This window comes from Streptosporangium sp. NPDC087985 (genome assembly GCF_044741965.1).
Taxonomy (GTDB): Bacteria; Actinomycetota; Actinomycetes; order Streptosporangiales; family Streptosporangiaceae; genus Streptosporangium.
This window is the reverse complement of record NZ_JBIUTQ010000025.1, coordinates 26,783-45,666: the sequence shown is the minus strand read 5'-3', so window position 1 is coordinate 45,666 and position 18,884 is coordinate 26,783. Positions and strand designations below refer to the sequence as shown.

The window sequence follows — 18,884 nt, the reverse complement described above, 5'->3', positions numbered from 1 at the left end:
AGGGCTTACGGCGCAGACCGCTTAGGGTGCGCCGAGCCCGAAGCGCCTCCCCACACCCCGGTCAGAACAGGTCCTCCTGGTCGGCGTTCGCCCCAGCCTTGGGCTTCCGTGCGCTCTTCTTGGCGCCCTTGTCGTGGAGACCCTGGGCGACCTCTTCGGCGTAGCGGGCGTGGTTGAGCTCCAGCAGCCGGTCCACGAGCTCCCGCTGTACGGCGGGGCCGACCGTGTAGCGGGTCTCCCGGCCCACGGGGTGGTGACCGTGGTCAAGCTGGTCAATCAGGTCGTCCCAGCCATAAGCATGGCAGACCGCCTCGTCGATTTCCCTGTGAATTCGGCGAAGCTCGACAATATCCTCGTCATCACACTTCGGATCGTTGACTAAGTTATAGATCGCGGTCAGGCCAGCTTGGCGCGCAAGCATGAGATTCTGACGAAACATATCGAGTCGATCGCCAAGGCTCCGCATATTGGGAGTCAGGCTTGGCTGAGGAAATGGCTCAAACGCCGTTGACGGAGTGTACCGAATATCTGTCTTTAACGCCGAACTCCATGTTCTCGTCCACCAGTATTGGAAGCTACTAGAGTGAAGAGTCAACCGCGCCGAATCGTCCGTCGCAAAAACGATGAGGGCCTGGAAGAGGACTTGATTACTCGGCACGAATACCGGGATCTGAGTAGAACTACTTAAAGGAATTACCATAACCTTCTGCAGTCCATCGATAGCCCTGAGCATCCCTGGACGCCTTTCGGCATACTGCCACCAGTGATCGCGATAGAACTTTCGCTTATTCTTGTCGCGCTCCGGCTTCACTAGGCGAAGTACACGCTCATAGCAGTGCGAGTAAGAGCGGGCACGCTCTACAGGCCAGTCATGGAAGTTAATCACCCAACGACTGGCCGATAGGGAAGGGCTAGAATTTAAGTCTTGGCCGTTTAGAAATGGAAACAGAACTTCTTCATATCGCCGATCGCCTTCAATTATGCTCTTCGCTTCAGCGGCATTAAGAACAAATCCTATTCCATCAATCTTCACACCTTGAAAGGCAAATCCAGCGTTCTCAACAAGAGGGTAAGGGGTTCCAGATACGCGCGACTCAATCTCTAGAGAGGACGTGATTCCAGAGACTGCAGTACCATCCAGCCACCTTTCTACGCTTTCCGATAAACATTCACGGGTAGTCCATACAGCGCAATACTCCAGCGATGCACTACGAGAGGGCCACGGCTTGCTTTTTACTGCTTTTCTAAGTGCAATCCCTTCAGCTACGAGCTGATCAAGCCCAACCTCTCTTGTACTCGCTTGCGCGAGCGAATTTGTTGCAATCAAGCCTGATTGCCCTCTAGAAGAGAGCAGCGAATGGGCACGCAGCAAGAAGTACGAAACTACATCCGCATATCCCCGAACGCCGCGACCGATCGACTGCACAAGATTCTCTCGATACGCGGTTCCAAGCACTCCAGTTATCTTTGAACCTCCGAGGAAGGGCGGATTTCCAACGATGGCATCAAACCCACCCTGCTCAAAGACTTCAGGAAAAACAAGCGGCCAATGTATAGGCCTCCGGTCGAAGTTACCTTCCACCTGATCGGTAGCAAGCCACTCCTTCCGTGTCTCCCGGGCCTCCAGCTCGCCCCTGCCCTGATACACATCGTTCGCCAGCTTGGCCGCCTGCTCGGACCCAACCTTGAGCCCCCGGTCCCCCTTGCCCGCATACGCCAGCGCCGCCCCCACCGTCAGGTCCGCGAAGAGCCGGAGCTGGGCCGAGGCGATGCCGATCTCTTCGAGCCGTGCCCGCTTCCTGGCCAGTCCGGCCAGCGGGTCCTCTCCCAGCTCGATGTCCGCGATCCCCCGGCGCCGCTCGGCCAGTTCGGCGACCTTGGAGCGCACCCCGGCCGTCCAGCCGAACAGGTCCTCGTGGATCTTCCGGCCCTTCTCCGGGTCCATGTGCATGAACTCGAGCTGCTCAACCGACGTGATCCCCAGCAGGGAGTCTCCGGCCACCAGGCGGTCGTCCACGAAGGTGAAGGGCCGGGCCGGGTCCATCGAGACCAGCCATAACGACAGCTTGGCCATCTCGACGGCCATCGGGTTGATGTCCGCACCGTACAGGCAGTGCTCGATGATCTGCCGCCGGGCCTCGATGACCAGTGGGTCGGCCTCGGCGTCGGCCGTACGTTCCGGGGCCGCCTCAAGGTAGGCGGCGGCGAGTTCGTCGCCCTCGCGGGACCAGGCTGCGACCAGTGCCTCGCCGAGGTAGCGGGCCGCGGCCACCAGGAACGCCGCCGACCCCATCGCGATGTCGGCGACCTTCAACGCCAGGATCTCCCGCGACGTCTTCGGCTTCCACTGCGACCGATCGGCCGTCTGCAGCGGGCCGACCGTGTAGATCAGCGGCTCCAGTGCCCCCTCCACGACCTCCTCGGCGAGCTTGCGCGGCGTGTAGTGGGTGCCGGTGTTCTTCCGTAGCGCCGACTCGGTGACGTACAGCGTGCCCGGCAGGATGACCAGGGGCAGGCCGCGCAGGTCGTCGCGGATGATCCCGGCGAACGGCAGCAGCCGCCCGGCCAGGTCGGCGTCGCCGCCGGTGGCCGCGAGCAGTCTGCGGGTCGCCTCCAGCTCACCGGCCGCGTCGGGCGGGGCCAGCCGCCGGGCGATCGCGCCGGCCGTACCGAGCCCGGAGTCCTTGTGGACCTCGGCCAGCTTGGCCGCGAACCCTTCGCCCGCCGTACCGCCGAACCCCGCGGCGAGGTGTTCGAGGTCGGTCAGCTCGACCTCGGCCTCCTTGCCGGGCTTGCCGACCAGGCCGACGACGGTGTCGGCCGCGCGGAAGCCCTCGAAGGAGAGCAGGCCCTCGTAGACGTAGCCGATCTGCTCGACATCCAGGGAGCGGAAGCTGAGCCTGCGGCGCTCGCGGTTCTTGCCGGTGCCGACCTCGACGTACTGCACGGCCTTGAGCATGTGCAGCACGGTCCGGTCGTCGATGGTCAGCGGCATCCAGGAGAAGGTGTGCGGGTCGAACAGCGAGCCGTCGTGCGGGTGCATGCTCAGGCGGGGGTGGTCGACGCCCTGGTAGACGGCCTCGAAGACGGCGAGCAGCCGGTGCCAGGCGCCGGTGTCGTGGGTCAGCTCCTCCTCGGTGCCCTCCACGGCGCGCTGTTCCAGCTCGGCGCAGAGCCGGCCCGCCGAGTAGGCGGTGGCATAGACCTCGTTGCCGGCGGGGAGCAGGCCGCGCTCCTCGGCGAAGAGCAGGAAGACGATCCGCATCATCACGGTCACCGAGCCCCGGTAGACCTCGTGCGCCGTGACCTCGTCGCGGACGCCCGCGCGGCCGATCGCGGTGACGAGCAGCTCGACGGCCTGGCGGACCTGGACGCCGAGGGCCTCGGTGATGTCCTCCTGGTTCTCCGCGCTGGTGGCCAGCAGCGCGGGCAGCCGCTCCCCCTCCGGGAAGGTGAAGAAGCGCTCGGCGTTGAGCAGCGAGACGAACGCGCGGACGACGTCGCGTTCGGCCGCCTCCGGCCAGGGGACGGCGTCGAAGACGGCCGTGGTGGTGACGCCGCCCCGGGGGGCCCAGACCAGGGTCCACCAGCGGCCGTCGGTGACCAGGCCGAGCTCGACGCCGTGGTGGCGGCAGAGCTGGGCCATCCGGTCGACGGGGGTGGCGGCCCACTTGGAGGTCGCCATCCGGGCCATCGGGTGGCCGCTGCTGATCATGCCGAGGAGCCGTACGTCCCCGATCGCGACCGGACCCGGCGTGCTGGAGGACGATCCCGGTACGGCCAGCGCGAACGCCGGGGTGAGGGAGGTGTCGTGCTCGGGCACCGGCACGGTCAGCTCGTCGAGGCCGCCGATCCGCACGGCGTCGTCCCAGCGGAGCAGCTCGCGCAGCACGTAGGTGATCCAGGCGCGGCGGTCGCCGCCGGTCTGCCAGGTGGCGTGTTCGAGGCGGAGCCGTTCGCGCTGCCGCCGGTCGAGCGAGTCGAGCGCCGGCCAGGCCGTACGGAGCACGGGCAGGCTGAGGAACGGGCCGGAGACCTCCACCAGGCTCAGCCACTCCTGGTGCTGCCGGGCGGCGTCCCGGTCGGGGCCGAAGGACCTGCGGCTCATCGGGTCGCCTCCCGCTTCGGCACGACGAAGACCACGGCCACCGGGAACCGGTGCGGCTGCGGGTCGCGGTAGCGGGCCGCGATCGTCTCCAGTTCGCGGTCACGCTCCTCGGCAAGGCGGGACAGGCGGTCCTCCCAGGATCTGCGGTCCTTGCGATATTGGTCGAGCTCGTCCTTGCTCCTGGTCGCCTCGATCCGGCTGAACAGGGCGTCGGCGTCCTCGGTCTCGGTGAGCCGGGCGCGGAGCGCGGCCTCGAACTGGGTGAGGTTGGCGGCGACCCTGGCCTGCTCGGCCTCCTTGCGCTGGGCGAGTTTGCGTTCCAGCTGGTCGCGTTTCTGGTCCTTGCCGTTGACGCGCCAGTCGATCGACTGGAGGACGGCGTCGCCGACCCGCGGCCAGAGGGCGGCCAGGCGGTGCCGTACCGGGGCGGCGGCGGGGGTGCCCTGGGTGAGCGCCCGGCCCATGAGGCCGCCGAGCGCGGTCAGGTTCTCCAGCCGCCGGAACCGGCCGCTCTCGGGGATCCAGCCGCCGGCGTGCAGGACCTCCTCATGCAGCCGGATGCCGTCACCGCCGACCAGGACGAACCGGAAGAACGTCCCGACCAGGGTGGTCTCCAGCGCGGGGTCGTCGCTGACCACGGCGGTCACCCGGTGCAGGCCGATCTCGGGGTTGGAGACGGCGGCGCGGAGCAGCCGGGTCGACATGGCGACGAGGGGGTGGCCGAGGTGGGCGAGGACGACGTCGTCGCGGACCCGGCCCTGCGGGTCGAGGGTCACCCGTTCGTCGAAAGTGACCGGACGCTGCCGGGGCAGTTCGTCCTTCTTCCGGAGCTTGGTCGCCAGCCCGGCGGTGGCGCGCTCCCAGGAGCCGGTGAGCGGCGGCACGTCGTGCAGGCCCTCGGCGAGGTGTTTCTCGTCCAGGTGGGCGCGGAGCGGCTGCTGGCGGGCCAGGCCGAGCGCGGTGTCGACGACCCGTTTCACCCCGGCCGGGGTGATGCCGAGCTCCCGTACGGTGTCGTCGAGGTTGGCGCGGAGCCTGCGGACCTGCTCGCCGACGTCGGTCTCGGCCGGGACGGTCTGTCTCGGCTCGCGGGTCTGCCGGGCTGCGCGCTCCACGTCGTAGTCGGGGATGTCGCCCCGCATCCGCCTCTGTACGGCGTCGGCCAGCACGGCGTTGACCGAGCCGAGGTCGTCCTCCATCTGGGCGACCTTCTTGGCGACCCGGGAGAGGAACTCCAGGTCGGCCTCGAAGGAGTCGACGGCCTTATCCCAGCCGGTGCCGACGAAGTGGCGGATGTCGGGGTTGTGCTTCTGGCCCCACCGGTCGACGCGGCCGATCCGCTGCTCCAGCTTGTTGGGGTTGAACGGGATGTCGTAGTTGATCAGCCGGTGGCAGTGGTTCTGCAGGTCGATGCCCTCGCTGGCGGCGTCGGTGGCCAGCAGGATGCGGACGGGGTGCTCGGCGGGGTCGGTCTGGAAGGCGATCCGGAGCTGTTCGCGATCGTCGGCGGCGATCCCGCCGTGCAGGATGGCGAGCCGGTCTCCGGCCAGTTCCTCCTGACGGAGCAGCTCGGCCAGCCACCGCTGGGTGTCGCGGTATTCGGTGAAGACGACGACCCGCTCGTTGGTCCAGTGCCCGTCCGGACGGCAGATCGCCTTCAGGTAGGTGATCAGCTCGCGGGCCTTGGCGTCGGGGGCGGCGGCGTAGTCGAGCGCCCAGCCGCGCATCCGCTTGAGCAGCGCGACCTCGGCGTCGGTGGCGGCGCCCTGCAGCGGGGCGGCCAGGCCGACGGCGTCGTCCTCGGCGTCGGCCAGCGGCTCGTCGTCGAGGGTGGCCGTCTCCTCCCAGTAGTCCTCCATCCACTCCGGGATCTCGTCGTCCTCGTCCGCCGCCACGGCGGTCTGGGCGGCGGAGGTGACGGTGCTGAGATAGACGCCGACGGTGTGGGCGAACGCGGTGGGGCTGGAGAACAGCCGCTTCTTCAGCAGCAGCGTCACCAGGTCGGCCGCCTTGCGGCCCTTCTTGCTCCGGTTGAGCCGGGTACGGCGCAGCCGCGCGAACTCCTTGAGCAGCCCGTGGATCTCACGCTCGTCGTCGGGGTAGTGCACCGGGATGGCGTGGGCGGCGCGCTCCAGGAAGCGCATGCTTCCGTCGGCGTTGACGATGTGCCGCTTGAGCCGGCGGACCACCGCCTCCTTGACGGCGACGGGGTCGGGGTCGACGCCCCGGGCGAACCGCTGGTCGTCGAGGATCTCCAGCAGCGCGGTGAAGCTCGCCTGGTAGCCGTTGTGCGGGGTCGCCGAGAGGAAGAGCCGGTGGGTGAAGTGCGGGGCGAGCCGGCGGATCAGCTTGGTCTGCTGGGAGTCGACCGCGTAGACCTGCTTGGGCGCGGACGGGGCGACGTGGTGGGCCTCGTCCAGAATGAGCAGGTCGAAGCGGCGTTCCAGCCCCGAGGGGTCGAGCATCTCGTCCAGGAGGCGCTGCGCCTTCTGGCCGCGCAGCCACGGGAGGCTGACGATGGTCAGCGGGTGGACGTGGAACGGGTTGGCGGCGCTGCCGTGGGTGCGGCGCACCAGGGCGCAGCGCTCGGTATCGACGATGGTGAAGTCCAGGCCGAACTTCTCGGCCATCTCGTCGCGCCACTTGAGGGTCAGCCCGGCCGGACAGACGATCATGACGCGGCGGGCGCGGTGACGGAGCAGCAGCTCCTGGGCGACGAGCCCGGCCTCGATGGTCTTGCCGAGGCCGACGTCGTCGGCGAGCAGCAGGTTCACGCGGGGCGCGTCGAGGGCGCGGGCCACCGGCTCCAGCTGGTAGTCCTCGATGGCCACCCCGGAGCGGAACGGCGCCTGCAGCGTCTTGACGTCGGCGCTGGCCACCGCGGACCAGCGGATGGCGTCGAGGAAGGCGGCCAGCCGCTCGGGCGGGTCGAAGCCCTCTGGTGTCACGTCGGGCAGCGAGCCGCTCGGCAGGACGCGGCGGCCCGGCTCGATCTCCCAGACGACGTCGAGCCGGTCGCCGTACCGGCCGTCCTCGACGCTCTGCAGGCCCACCAGGGTGCCGGCCTTCCCGGCCTCGACCTCGCTGACCACCCAGCGCTGCCCTCGGGCCGCCACCAGGGCGCCGATGGCCGGTTCTTCCTTCTCGGTGCTCTCCTTCGGAGGCGTCGCGCTCAGGGGGGTCGCGCTCGTCACCATTAACTCCTCGCCGACGGCTCCCCCGCCGCACCCCGCCCAGGCTGCCATGCCGTGATCGCAAGGGGGCATGGCCGTCGGGGGGCGGACGGGAGTAAAGGACCTGCAAAGTCGATCGCCCCAGGACCGTTCCGTCAAGGGCGGGAACTGGACTGTATGCCACACATGTGTTTCATGTCCACAGAAAAAAATATTCGTGCACTTAGTTCACATATATCAATAAATGATCTAGTATCCACCAGTGTGACGCGGCGCGCACCCGATCGGGTTACCAAGAAGGCGCTGCTTCCTGCCGCTCCGGCCTCGGCCGTACGAGCACAGGTGTGCGACCGCATCGTGGAGAAGTTGATGGCATCGCATCGACGACGAGCCCGGCCAGGCCCATCGGACGATCGGCGGGCAAGGCGCTCGGACTGTTCGGCGGATGCGGCACTCCACCCGCGCCAGGGTGGCGATCCCGCCACGGGGGGCCAAGGTCAGCGAGTGGAGCAGTTCGGTCTCCGCCAGATCGAACAGCGGCATGAATTCCGCTCGCCGACCACGGACCGCGCACTCCAGGCCGTGTTTTCGGTTCTTACAGCCCGACGTTATCCCTCCCAGGCGAATGCACTTTATCCATAAATGCGGAATCCAAGAGTACGCGACCTTACGATATGGGCCAGCAATACGGAAGGTGGAGGTGCCGACAGTGGAGCACTGCACCAAGAAGAACCCGCATACCCGCCACTCTGCACCCTTGGGTTATGTCGAGAAACAAAAGGTATTTACAGACATCGATCTGGTCCTAACGGAGATAGCGTCGAAAGTCACCACAGAAGACCTCTTGGCGAGCGTTATCAGATACCCCCCGCCTCTTCGCAAGAAAATATTGCGACATGTGGGGCTCTCCGATATGCGTTCGATCAGCAAATCAGCGGCGACCAGCCTCGTGCACGCGCTCAGGGGAAACGACAGGAAGCGGAGTTCGTCGCTCATCCACGTTCTCAGCCTGCCCTTCGTCTACGGATTCGAGAACCACGACGAGCTCACCGCAGATGCCTGTGCGAGGCTGCTGCGGCCGAGTTCCGCCGTCGAGGTGGTGTCCTCGGCGCCCATCTTTGTCGAGATGTTGGCGAATACGAGGCACCTCACCGACAATCTGGCCGATCTCATCTTCGCGCACATCTTTCGGCTTGACGTTCCGCTGTCTCCGATAGCGCTCGCCCTGCTCGTCCCCTCCTCCGAGCGCATGGGTCCGGATTCCGCCGAAGCGGTCCGCACCGCCTGGCAGAGGTTTCGCACCCTGCATCCGGAGCTTCCTGAAGCACCGATCTCACTGTCCGAACTTCGCGACGCCGCCCTGTCTCTCCCGATGCTGGCACCCGAGAATCCGGACCTCGACGGGATCGAAGAACTCAACCACTACGAGCCCGAAGAGCCCGAGTTGACAACAGAGCCCGAAGAGCCCGCGACGGACGACACCCACACCCTTGCTGAGGATTCCATCGAGGCGTTGCGGGAAGAGATGAGCCGTCTACGCCAGACGCTTCTGAAGGCCGCCGAGGCTGCCGGAAACGTGCAGCGATCATGCACCGACGCACGCCGGCCCCTTGATCACGACCTCGAAGTGATCGCACGGAGTGTCCTCGGCTTCGACAGGTTACGAGACAGGCTCGCATCGGCAGCCAACTCCACGATCACCGACGACGGTACGGTGGCCACACTTCAGCAGACCCTCGACCATGTCGTGTCGGCGAGCTCCCGGCGTCGCCGAATACTCGCACTGGCTCACATTGAGGGCCCGGCCGGCCTCGAAAAACCGCTGGAAGAGATTCGCAAGGCCTCGCTTGAGGGGTCTCCGATTCTGGCGGCGCTCGTCGAGCTCATTCACCTTGCGGGCGATCCGAATGCTTTCCTCCGAACGTTCGAGTTGCAGGAGCACTTCAGGAAGGAGGCGCCGGACGGCTGGGCTGCCGTGGCCGCAGCCGCGGCGCAAGGTCTGTTGGTCGTTCCCGAGCGAACGGACATCGCCTCACGCACCCCAGCAGACAGCGGATCCTCCGAAGACGATCAGCTCGGCAAGCGCAACGGTGACGAAGGGGGCGACGGAGGAACGGCCCCTGCGGCGGACGAGCCAACAACGCCACCACCGCCCCAGGACGCGGCTCTCTCCACCGCCCCGGAGGACCAGGAAGACCTGGCCGACCTGGACGCCTTCCTGGAGACCAGCCTGGCACCGCCGGAGGAAGTGTCCTTTCGGGAACCCCCGAAATCAGAACAGGATCCCTCGCGGGAACCCACGACACTGATGGCCGGTCCCTCTTCCCCCACTGTCCCAACGGCCGGGATCGCGGCTGTGGGTGGGAGCCCAGAGGAACTGGAGCAGCCCGAAAGAACATCGGCCGGTCCCGTTCCCCCTTCCCAGCCGTCCACCGACGGCGTGGCGGGACTTCCCCCGGAGGCGATCGCGGCCGAGGCGGAGGCGATCCGTACCAGACAGTTAGGCTTGGCGGCCTGGCTTCGCGTGGCAGCGGACCGCCCCAGCGCAGAGGTCAACGTGCGACGGTGTGCCGCGATGGCCGCCGAGATGAGCGAGTTCGCCGGGCGGCTGTCGGCCGCGTTCACCGAATCGGCCGCGAACGTGACGTTGAAGGCTCTCGCCGAGGACACGGCCGGACAGTTGCTCGGCTGGGCTGCGGCAATACGGGCCGGTCTGATCCACCCCACCCCGGAGACCGCCCGGCTCCTTGAGGACCTCTCCCCCGTGGTCTCAAACTTCCCGGCGCTGACCGCGTACGGAAAAGCCTTCGCCAAGGTGGCCAAGGACGGGGCCTATCTCGTGCCGGGACTGTCGGGGAGGATGCAAAACGCCTCACAGGCGGAGAGCAACCAGGAAAACGCGTCCTCGGCCGCGTTGAGGTTTCTTGAAGAGGCCCCTTCCCAGACAATCAAGCTTCAACGGGCCACCGAGGTGTGGAAATTCCTGCTCCAGGAGAACGCTCCACTGGGTGGTCTTCTCGCCGTCGCGGCTCGCAACGACGTGACCGAGATGCGGAACGTGGGGACGAAGCTCAAAGATCTCCGTGCCGGTCACATGATCGACCGGATGATCGACGCCGCAGCCAAGGAGCGGACGTCGAACCGCGGCAGCAGCCGGATCCACTCCAGCGCGCGGATCAAGCTGGTGGAGAAGGTCAACAGGGCTCTGGACATCGTGGCGACCTGGGTGACGGCCGTCCACGAGGTTGAGGCGCTACGTACCGACGACTCCGGCGTTCCCTCGGTTGTCGGGGCACTGGATGACCTCCGGACGGTGGTCAACCACAACCGGGCTCAGGCTGAGGAGGAGCTCGCACGGCTCGCTGACTCCGCAGAACCACTGGCCGCTGCCGCAGCGGCCGCCTCAATACTAATCCGCGACACCCTCCAGTTGCTGGACGGAAGTCCCCCACCGGAGTCCGAGTTCCCGATCGCCCACTTGCTCAACGGCGATCTCCTTTTCTCTCCCGCGATCAGAGTCGACGCCGACACCCTGACCCCGTACGACACGCCTGTCCTGAGCCGGCTTACGACCCTGTGCGGTGAGACCAGCCGAGACTGGCGTACCGCCTTTCTCTCGCGCGCCGATCTCGGCGACCACGAGGGCACCCGAGCCGTCATCGCCGTCCTGTCCTCCCAGGGTCAGGGACTCGCGGCCGAGCTCCGGAACCGCCGGGAGAAACTCGTCTCCGCAGCCCGGCATGAGCGCGACGATCGGATCGAGAACATCCGTGACCAGATCGCGGAGTGGCGCCGGGACGGTGTGCTCCCCGAAATCGCCGCAACCCGCTTCTCCGCGACGCTTCAGACACTGGCCGGTGATGAGCGGGATGACTTCGGCACCATTTTCCATACTTTGGAGGAGTTGAAGCGGGAAGCAGCCAGAATCCGTGATGACAGGATCGCCATGGAGCAGGAGCGACTGGCTGGCCTCAGCGCTGAGAACTCCAACGTCGCCGAGGTTCAGGATCGGATCAAGGGCTTCATCGACGTAGGCGACCTGACCACGGCTCACGAGTTCATCGCACAGGCACAGGCCGGCAAGCCGCTTCCCGAACGCTCCGACGCCGTCGACCATCTCAATAAGTTCTTCCCTCACTTCCCCAGGGCCTTCGAGGGCATGTCCTCCCGCTCATCGGGGCGGCAGCGGGGACCGGAGAGCGACGACTGGCTCCAGAAGCTCAAGGACGCCCTCAAATTCAAGAAGGACGTCACCGATCCCGAGCTGGGCGTCGTCCTGGCAGAGGCCGGGCTATCGGTCTCCGGGATCCCAAGAGGCCGGTCTGGAGTGTCGGAATACGGCCTGCGCGTCTGGCAGACCATGTCCCAGGGCCCCAAGGCCGCAGGCAACCTGAAAACCGCCATCGCGGCGGTGCTGCAGATGATCGGTCTTGAGGCCGAACAGCAGACCGGCCACAACGAGGCACAGAACCGGACCTGGGTCGCCCTCAACAATGTCAGCACGATCGGCGAAGCCCTGCTGCCGGCCTTCGGATCCAGGATGAGCCCGTCGGGTGACCGCCTCAAGCTGCTGCTCGTGTGGAAATCCCCGGGTCCGCAGCAGGTCATCGAATGGCTGAAGGACCAGCCGGAGGACCAGACCGTCCTGGTCTTCTACTTCGGTGTTCTCACCGTGGAGCAGCGGCGCCAACTGATCGCGGTCAGCCGCAAACGCCCCATCCCGGTGACAGCCTTCATCGACGACGCCGCAGTCAGCTACCTCGCGTTCCTGCCCGAGGCCAGTTGGACCTCTACGGTGAGCCTGCTCGCACCGTTCAGCTCCGCCAACCCGTACGCGCCCACGGGAGATGTGCCGGAGGAGATGTTCTACGGACGTTCGGATCAGTTGCAGGAGGTCACGAGCAGGACGGGCTCCTCGTTCGTCTACGGCGGCAGGCAGCTTGGAAAGTCCGCCCTGCTCCGCAAGGCCGAGCGGCAGATCCGGAAGTCCGACCCGGATCGAAAGATCATCTTTGAGATCATCCAGGACATCGGGCGGATGGTCCCCATGGAGTCGCTCTGGCCCATGCTCGCCCGCAAGCTCGCCGCCACCGAGATCCTTCCGCAGTCGGTGAGGGTGCTTTCCGACCCGGAGGAAATCTGCCGCGGTGTGAAGACTTGGATCGAGGACGATCCGGCACGGCAGTTGCTGATCCTGCTGGACGAGGCCGACGAGTTCCTCAACGAGGACGCTCGGCGCGCGTCGTTCAGCAACGTCATCGCCCTGCGCAACCTGATGAACGAGACCGACCACAGAGTGAAGGTCGTCTTCGCCGGGCTGCACAAGACCGCCCGCTTCGACAGCCTGTCGAACCAGCCACTGTCACATCTCGGAGCACACATTGCCATCGGACCGCTCGACCCACAGGACGCGTTCAACCTGCTGACCAGGCCGCTGGCCGCGCTCGGCCTTCGCTTCCCCCCCGTCCTCGCCTCGCGAGTGATCGCGGAGGCCAATAACGCCCCCGCGCTGATCCAGCTCTTCGCGGAGTCCTTGCTGACCCGCCTGCGACGGCTTCCCGCCCCGCAGACGGTGCTGCCCTACGAGATCACCCGCGAGGATGTGGACGCCGTCTGGCGGGACAACAAACTGGCCCGCGGTTTCCGTGATCGCTTCGAGTTGACCCTCAACCTGGACAAGCGGTACAAGGTCATCGCCTATGTCGTAGCGTTCCACTCTCTCGACACGGGCACGGACGCCACGATGACGGCCAACGAGCTGCGAGCCGCGTGTCAGGGATGGTGGCCCCAAGGATTCAAGGACTCCTCGAGCGACGGTTTTCGCGGGCTCCTGGAGGAGTGCGTCAACCTCGGCGTTCTCGCCGCCGACCGGGAACGTTACCGGCTGCGCACCCCGCACATCCTCAACCTTCTCGGCGGCGCCGACGAGGTCGAGGCGGTCCTTGAACAGGCCGAGAGTTTCGAGCAGGCCGATTCCTTCGACGCCCAGTCCTACCGTGCCGCCTACCTGGGACGGCGCGAGCGTTCCCCTCTGACCGGCAGCCAGGTCTCCTGGCTGCTGCGGCGGAAGAACGTGCTCCACCTGATCGCCGGTTCGAAGGCACTGCAGCTCGACCGGGTGGCATCCGCGCTTCAGGACGAGGCCAGGAGGCACGGCCAGGCGCAGGCATGGCGGGTCGGTGAGAACGGTCTCACCTTCGACGGAGCGATACAGCGGGCCGGCAACAGTTCGGGGCACAACATCGTCATCGTCGATCTTTCCGGTCTCTCGCACATCAAGGGGACCGGCATCATGCGCGCGGCCTCTCGCGCGGTCTCCCTGTCCAGCGGCGGCACTCTCGCCATCGCCGTCATCGCCCCACCGGAACACGCTCTTCAGTGGCTGACGGTCGGCCGTGGGGCGGACATGGCCACAGACGAGATCGACGACCTGACCAGCACGGCCAACCTCGTGGAACTGCAGCCGTTCAACCGGCCAGGGGTCCGGCAGTGGATGTACGAGGAAGGGCTGGGATTCCAGGACGAGACCAGTCAGGGGGCCCTGTTGCGCGTCACCGGCGGATGGCCGGTCCTGATCAGCAAGGTGATCCAGGACCTGAGCAGGCCCGACACCGACCGTGAACACGCCCTGGAGTCCTGCCGGGCATATCTACACCAGGCACCGGATGATTTCGTCAGATCCGTGGGGGTTCTATCCGGCAAGGCTCTGGGTGCCGCCTGGTATGAGCTTGTGAGACAGACCGAGATCGCCGACGACTCGGAGACGATCGCGGCCCTTCTGGCCCTGGCCGGAGCGGACGAGGAGGGACATCCGCTTTCCGAATCCCGCCTGCGGGAGGAGGGCTACGTCTCCACCGCGGATCTGGTTGAGGTGCTCCGTACCCTGGGCGCGCTCGTACCCCGTACTGACGGAAAGCTCGAACGCGAATCCGTCCTCATGAACGCGACCCGGCGGATGGAGCAGTCTCAGTGACTCCGGATCCGCTGCTGCCGATACTCCGCGCGGTGGCCGAGGTGTTCCTTTCCCGGCCCGCCCTGGCCGGACGGGAACACGAACACGACGTCGATCAGCTCGTCACCGCCCGGCGGGAAACGCTCATCGACGCACTGACCAGGTTCCAGAAACTCCGGGATCGTCTCCGAAGGGATCTCCGGATTCCCGGCGACCAACCGGAGTCACGAGCTCTCGCGACGCTGCTGCTGTCGTCTGACCACGATGTCTTCCAGGCGGGACTCCGGCTGGCAGAACAGCTGAACAGGGTGAATCGCCTCCAGCAGACCCGTCTACGGAGACACCAGAAAAAAGTCGACGACCTACGGGCCCGGCTGGAGCGGGCCAATGGCCGGAACGAGCATGCGGTCGTGGGACTTCAGAACACCAGGGCTGCCCTCGACGACGCCGAGAAGCGCGCCGAGGAACTGGACGTCCAGGTGTCAACCCTCCAGCGTCGTCTCAGCGATCCCCACACGACCGCCGCCAGCCTCCTCTCCGCACTGCAGCAGTCACCCGACATACCTGACGGCGACCCCGAAAGCCGAGATCCACGCAATCGGCAGACCTCCGCCATCGCTCCTCCCGTCCCTCTCGTCGCGCTCGCGGCGAAGGCCGCGGGCATCGAGCCCGAAACGCTTATCGCAGCGCTCCAGGCGATCGTGTCTCCTCCAGACATCAGGCCGGAGCCTCGGGTGACCGTCACCCGGGAATTCCATCTGCGCGTCCTGCCCCTGGGAGGCGCGACCGAGATCGGCGGCTCGTGCGTGCTTATCGAAGTCGGTGGCACCCGCCTGCTCGTCGATGCCGGGCTGCGCCCCGGTGATCCGGCTCAGCCACCACGTGACATCGATCAGGCCCTGACCGGACCGATTGACGCCGTAGTGGTCACCCACGCTCACACGGACCACTGCGGATACGTTCCTGCACTGGTCGAGCGGATTCCGCATCTGCGAGTGATCGCGACCCCGGCGACCGTTCAGTTGATGCCCGCCATGTGGACCGACTCCGCGAAGTTGATGGGCCGGCGGCAGCGTACCTATCGCGAGTGGGGGCTGAGCGGTGAGGCCCTCTACCAGCGGGATGCTGTCGAGGCTGCGGTCCAGCGCTGCGAAGAGGTCCCGTACGGCGTGCGGCGCCGGATCGGGGACATCACGCTTGAACTGTTCCCCGCGGGCCACATCCTCGGGGCTGCCGGAGTCGTTATCCAAGCCGGTGACCAGCGCGTCGTCGTCACCGGCGACATCTCCGGGTTCCGCCAAGAGAGCGTGGACGGCTACGAAATCCCGGATGCGGCACGCGAGGCGGACCTGCTCGTGATGGAGTCCACCTGCTGTGCCGAAATCCACGATGCGCGAGAGACCCGCGTCAACGACCTGGTCCGATCCGTCGAAGACGTCTACTCGGCTGGTGGACGTGTTCTCATCCCAGCCTTCGCACTCGGCCGCGCTCAGGAGCTCGCACTGATCATGCGGAGCCGGCTTCCCCACGTACCGGTGCTTCTCGACGGGATGGCCGCGGATATCACATCCTCTTTCGAATCCATCACTGCTGACCGCGGGTCCCCGCTGCGCATCGTCGGCGGGAATGTGTCACGAGCCAACCGCCCCGACGACCTTGACCAGTTCACCTCCGGAGTGGTGATCACCACGTCGGGCATGCTCACTGGAGGGCCGGCCGTGCAGTGGGCGGCCCGCATCCTGCCAGAAGCCAACAGTGCGCTGTTTCTCTCCGGATACCAGGACGAGGAATCCGGCGGCGCCAGGTTGCTCAAGCTCGCCGAGGAGCATGCCTCGCACCTGCCCATCGACGACCACGGCGTAGAGAGGAGGATTCCCCTCAGAGCCCGTATCGAGATGATGCGACTCTCGGCACACGCCGACAAGCGGGGCCTGCTCGAAATCGCCGACGAGGTCGCAGCCCAGCAGGTGATGTTGGTGCACGGTATCTCGTCGCGTCAACGGGACTTCGCCAGAATTCTGGAGATACGCCACCACTGCATGACACCAACCGGCCCCTGGCATAACGGCCAACGTGGGTCACCCGGCTCGCTGCTCCCCTGACCTGCCTCTCGACGCTCGGCGAGTACATCGGAAGTAGTGTCGGCGATGACAGGGGGATGGCAGCAGGGACCTGTTCCTCGTGCTTCCTCAAACCCCAGAACCCTCGTGGGCTGCGGCTGTGCTGGCCACGGCCTTCGACATCACGACGATCTGGAGAAACGACACCGGCTGGATCGGGAACCAGCTCGCTGTGGCTCTTGGTCAGATTCCTGCGACCGGGTCGACGCTCGAGTGAACTGAGTCAATGGATAGGCTGCCGAGGGACCTCCCTAAGGGGCCTCGACGGCATCTGTCTACCTGGGCAAATCCCGTCATCTGCCTTCTGCCGGCGAGGCCGTTACCGTCCTGTTCCCTACCCGGAGACACAATGCCTCCTTCTGCCGACCCATCCGTCTCCGTCACCCTGGCGGAGATAGCCAGGATCGCCGGTGTCGGGCGCGCGGCTGTCAGTAACTGGCGCCGTCGCCATGACAGCTTTCCCGCGCCGGTCGGCGGTACGGACACCAGCCCGCAGTTCGCACTGTCGCAGGTGGAAGAGTGGCTGAGGCGACAGGGCAAGCTCGACGAGGTCGGCGGCCGGGAACGGCTGTGGCCGGAGTTCGAGGCACTTGGAGACCGCGACGCCATGGGAATGGCAATTGCAGTGACCGGTGCGCGGCTCGGTACGGCGGAAGCGGGACACGCTGGGCACGCGGCGGGTCTGCTAAGTGAGACCGCCCCTGCCCGGCTTGGCACGGCGGACGCGGCAGTAGGGATTCCGGTCGGCATCAGCCTCTCAGACGCCCAGCGTGCCCTGGTGGAACGCGCGGTCAGCCTGGCGAGGAAACAAGGCGCCTACGAGACCTTCGACTTCCTGCTCGGCCGCTGGCTCGACACGCACGTCCGGCAGATCGGCGTCACCCCGCCCCCGCTCGCGGACCTGATGGCCGAGGTCGCCGAGCTGTCACGCGACGGCGAGGCCGGTGACGTCGGAACCGTGCTGGACCCCGCGTGCGGCACGGGCGGGCTGCTGCTCGCCGCCGCCCGGCGGTGGGCCGGTTCGGGGAGCGCGCGCACTCCGCTGAAAATCCTCGGCCAGGACATCGACCCGACCCAAGCCGCGCTGGCCGCCATGCGGATCCTGCTCGCCGGGCACCTGCCGGAACGCGGCGACGCCTCCTGGGAAGTGGACGTCCAGGCAGGGAACACGTTGCGTGCCGATCCCCATCCCGGTATCCGAGCCGACGTGGTGCTGTGCAACCCGCCGTTCAACGAACGCGACTGGGGATACGAGGAACTCGCCACCGACACTCGCTGGACGTACGGCCTGCCACCCCGCACCGAATCGGAACTCGCCTGGATCCAGCACGCACTGAGCCGCCTGTCCCCCGGCGGAACGGCAGTGCTACTGCTGCCGCCCGGCGTCGCCTCCCGCAGGGCGGGCCGCCGGATCCGGGCCGCTCTGCTCCGCGCCGGCGTGCTGCGTGCGGTAGTCGCTCTGCCACCAGGGGCCGCACCTCCGCACAGCGTCGCGCTGCACCTGTGGGTCCTGCGGGCACCGTCCGGAGACGGAACGGAACTGGGCCGCCCTGTCCTCCTCATCGACGCGGCCGATGTCCGGACAGAGCCTTCCGGGGGAACGCAGAAGACGGGCAGAGCGGCAATCGACTGGCCTCTACTGCGCAAGATTGTGGTATCGGCTGTCCAGACGGGCGGCAATGGCGGGAACCTGCCGGTCGGCCATGTCTCCGTGCCGTTGATCGAGCTGCTGGACGACGAGGTGGATCTCACCCCGGCACGGCACGTTCCGAAGACGACAATCTCAACGGACCTGAGCCTGCGGCGCTCGTGGACCCGGTTCGGCACCCTGCTCCACGAACTACGGGATCTGACCGCGACCCTGTCCGCGCTCGAACTGAGCACGGAGGAACCTGCCGGGCAGGGCACGGTGACCGTGGGCGACCTAGTCCGGGCGGGCGCGTTGACGCTACGGGCCGGACAGCAACCGGCGGACGGCGCAGTACGCACCGGCGATGCCCCCACGGACTCCGTACCCGTGCTGACTGTCTCCGATGTCCTGGCCGGCTGCGGGCCGTCCAGCTGGCTGCCCGCGTACGAGGTCTCGGCGGGCGAGGCGGCGGGTACTCTCACCGTGACCGTCCCGGAAGAGGTGGTGGTCGTCGGGGCCTACCGGGCGTTCGGCGCCTGGGTGGACACCGACGCCCCCACAGTGCTGGGCCCGCAACTTTTCGTCCTTCGAGTGGATCCGACGCTGCTGGATCCGTGGTTCCTGGCCGGCTGCCTACGGGCCCCGGCCAACGCGAGGCGGGCCGGCACGCACACCTCGACGTCCTCCCGCATCGACGTCCGCCGGCTGCAGGTGCTGCAGGTATCTCTCGAAGAGCAGCGCCGCTACGGCGAGACCTTCCGGCAGCTCACCGCCTTCGAACGATCGCTGCGGGAGGCGGGGGCGGTTGGCAGGGAACTGGTCGACGGACTGACCAACGGCCTGTCCGCCGGCAGACTGCCCAGGGACCGGAGATGATTGCCAACCCGACCGTTCGGGCCGC

The 18,884-nt window shown here is 66.7% G+C and carries 5 protein-coding genes; 3 read left to right on the top strand and 2 right to left on the bottom strand.

Going from position 1 to position 18,884, the window contains the following annotated elements; translation table 11 throughout:
* Window positions 1-61 precede the first annotated feature (61 nt).
* On the bottom strand, window positions 62-4,042 hold the full coding sequence (locus tag ACIN94_RS29470; protein WP_400713027.1) for an Eco57I restriction-modification methylase domain-containing protein: 3,981 nt from the start codon (window positions 4,040-4,042) through the stop codon (window positions 62-64).
* Window positions 4,043-4,104: 62 nt separating this feature from the next.
* Window positions 4,105-7,353 (bottom strand): DISARM system SNF2-like helicase DrmD, encoded by a 3,249-nt coding sequence (gene drmD / locus ACIN94_RS29465; protein ID WP_400713024.1) that lies wholly within the window; start codon window positions 7,351-7,353, stop codon window positions 4,105-4,107.
* Between the two features lie 826 nt (window positions 7,354-8,179).
* Between drmD and ACIN94_RS29460 the strand changes: the two genes are divergently transcribed.
* The 3 genes from ACIN94_RS29460 to ACIN94_RS29450 all read left to right on the top strand — a co-directional run bounded on the left by ACIN94_RS29460 (window position 8,180) and on the right by ACIN94_RS29450 (window position 18,859).
* Entirely contained in the window at window positions 8,180-14,254 is a 6,075-nt protein-coding gene (locus ACIN94_RS29460) for a hypothetical protein (RefSeq protein WP_400713021.1), read from the top strand.
* Window positions 14,251-16,335, top strand: a complete 2,085-nt coding sequence (locus ACIN94_RS29455) for an MBL fold metallo-hydrolase (protein WP_400713018.1) — start codon at window positions 14,251-14,253, stop codon at window positions 16,333-16,335. The genes ACIN94_RS29460 and ACIN94_RS29455 overlap by 4 nt, the downstream gene beginning before the upstream one ends.
* A gap of 367 nt (window positions 16,336-16,702) precedes the next feature.
* The gene (locus ACIN94_RS29450; RefSeq protein WP_400713015.1) at window positions 16,703-18,859 is read left to right on the top strand and encodes an N-6 DNA methylase; all 2,157 of its coding nucleotides are present in this window, start codon (window positions 16,703-16,705) and stop codon (window positions 18,857-18,859) included.
* Window positions 18,860-18,884 lie beyond the last annotated feature (25 nt).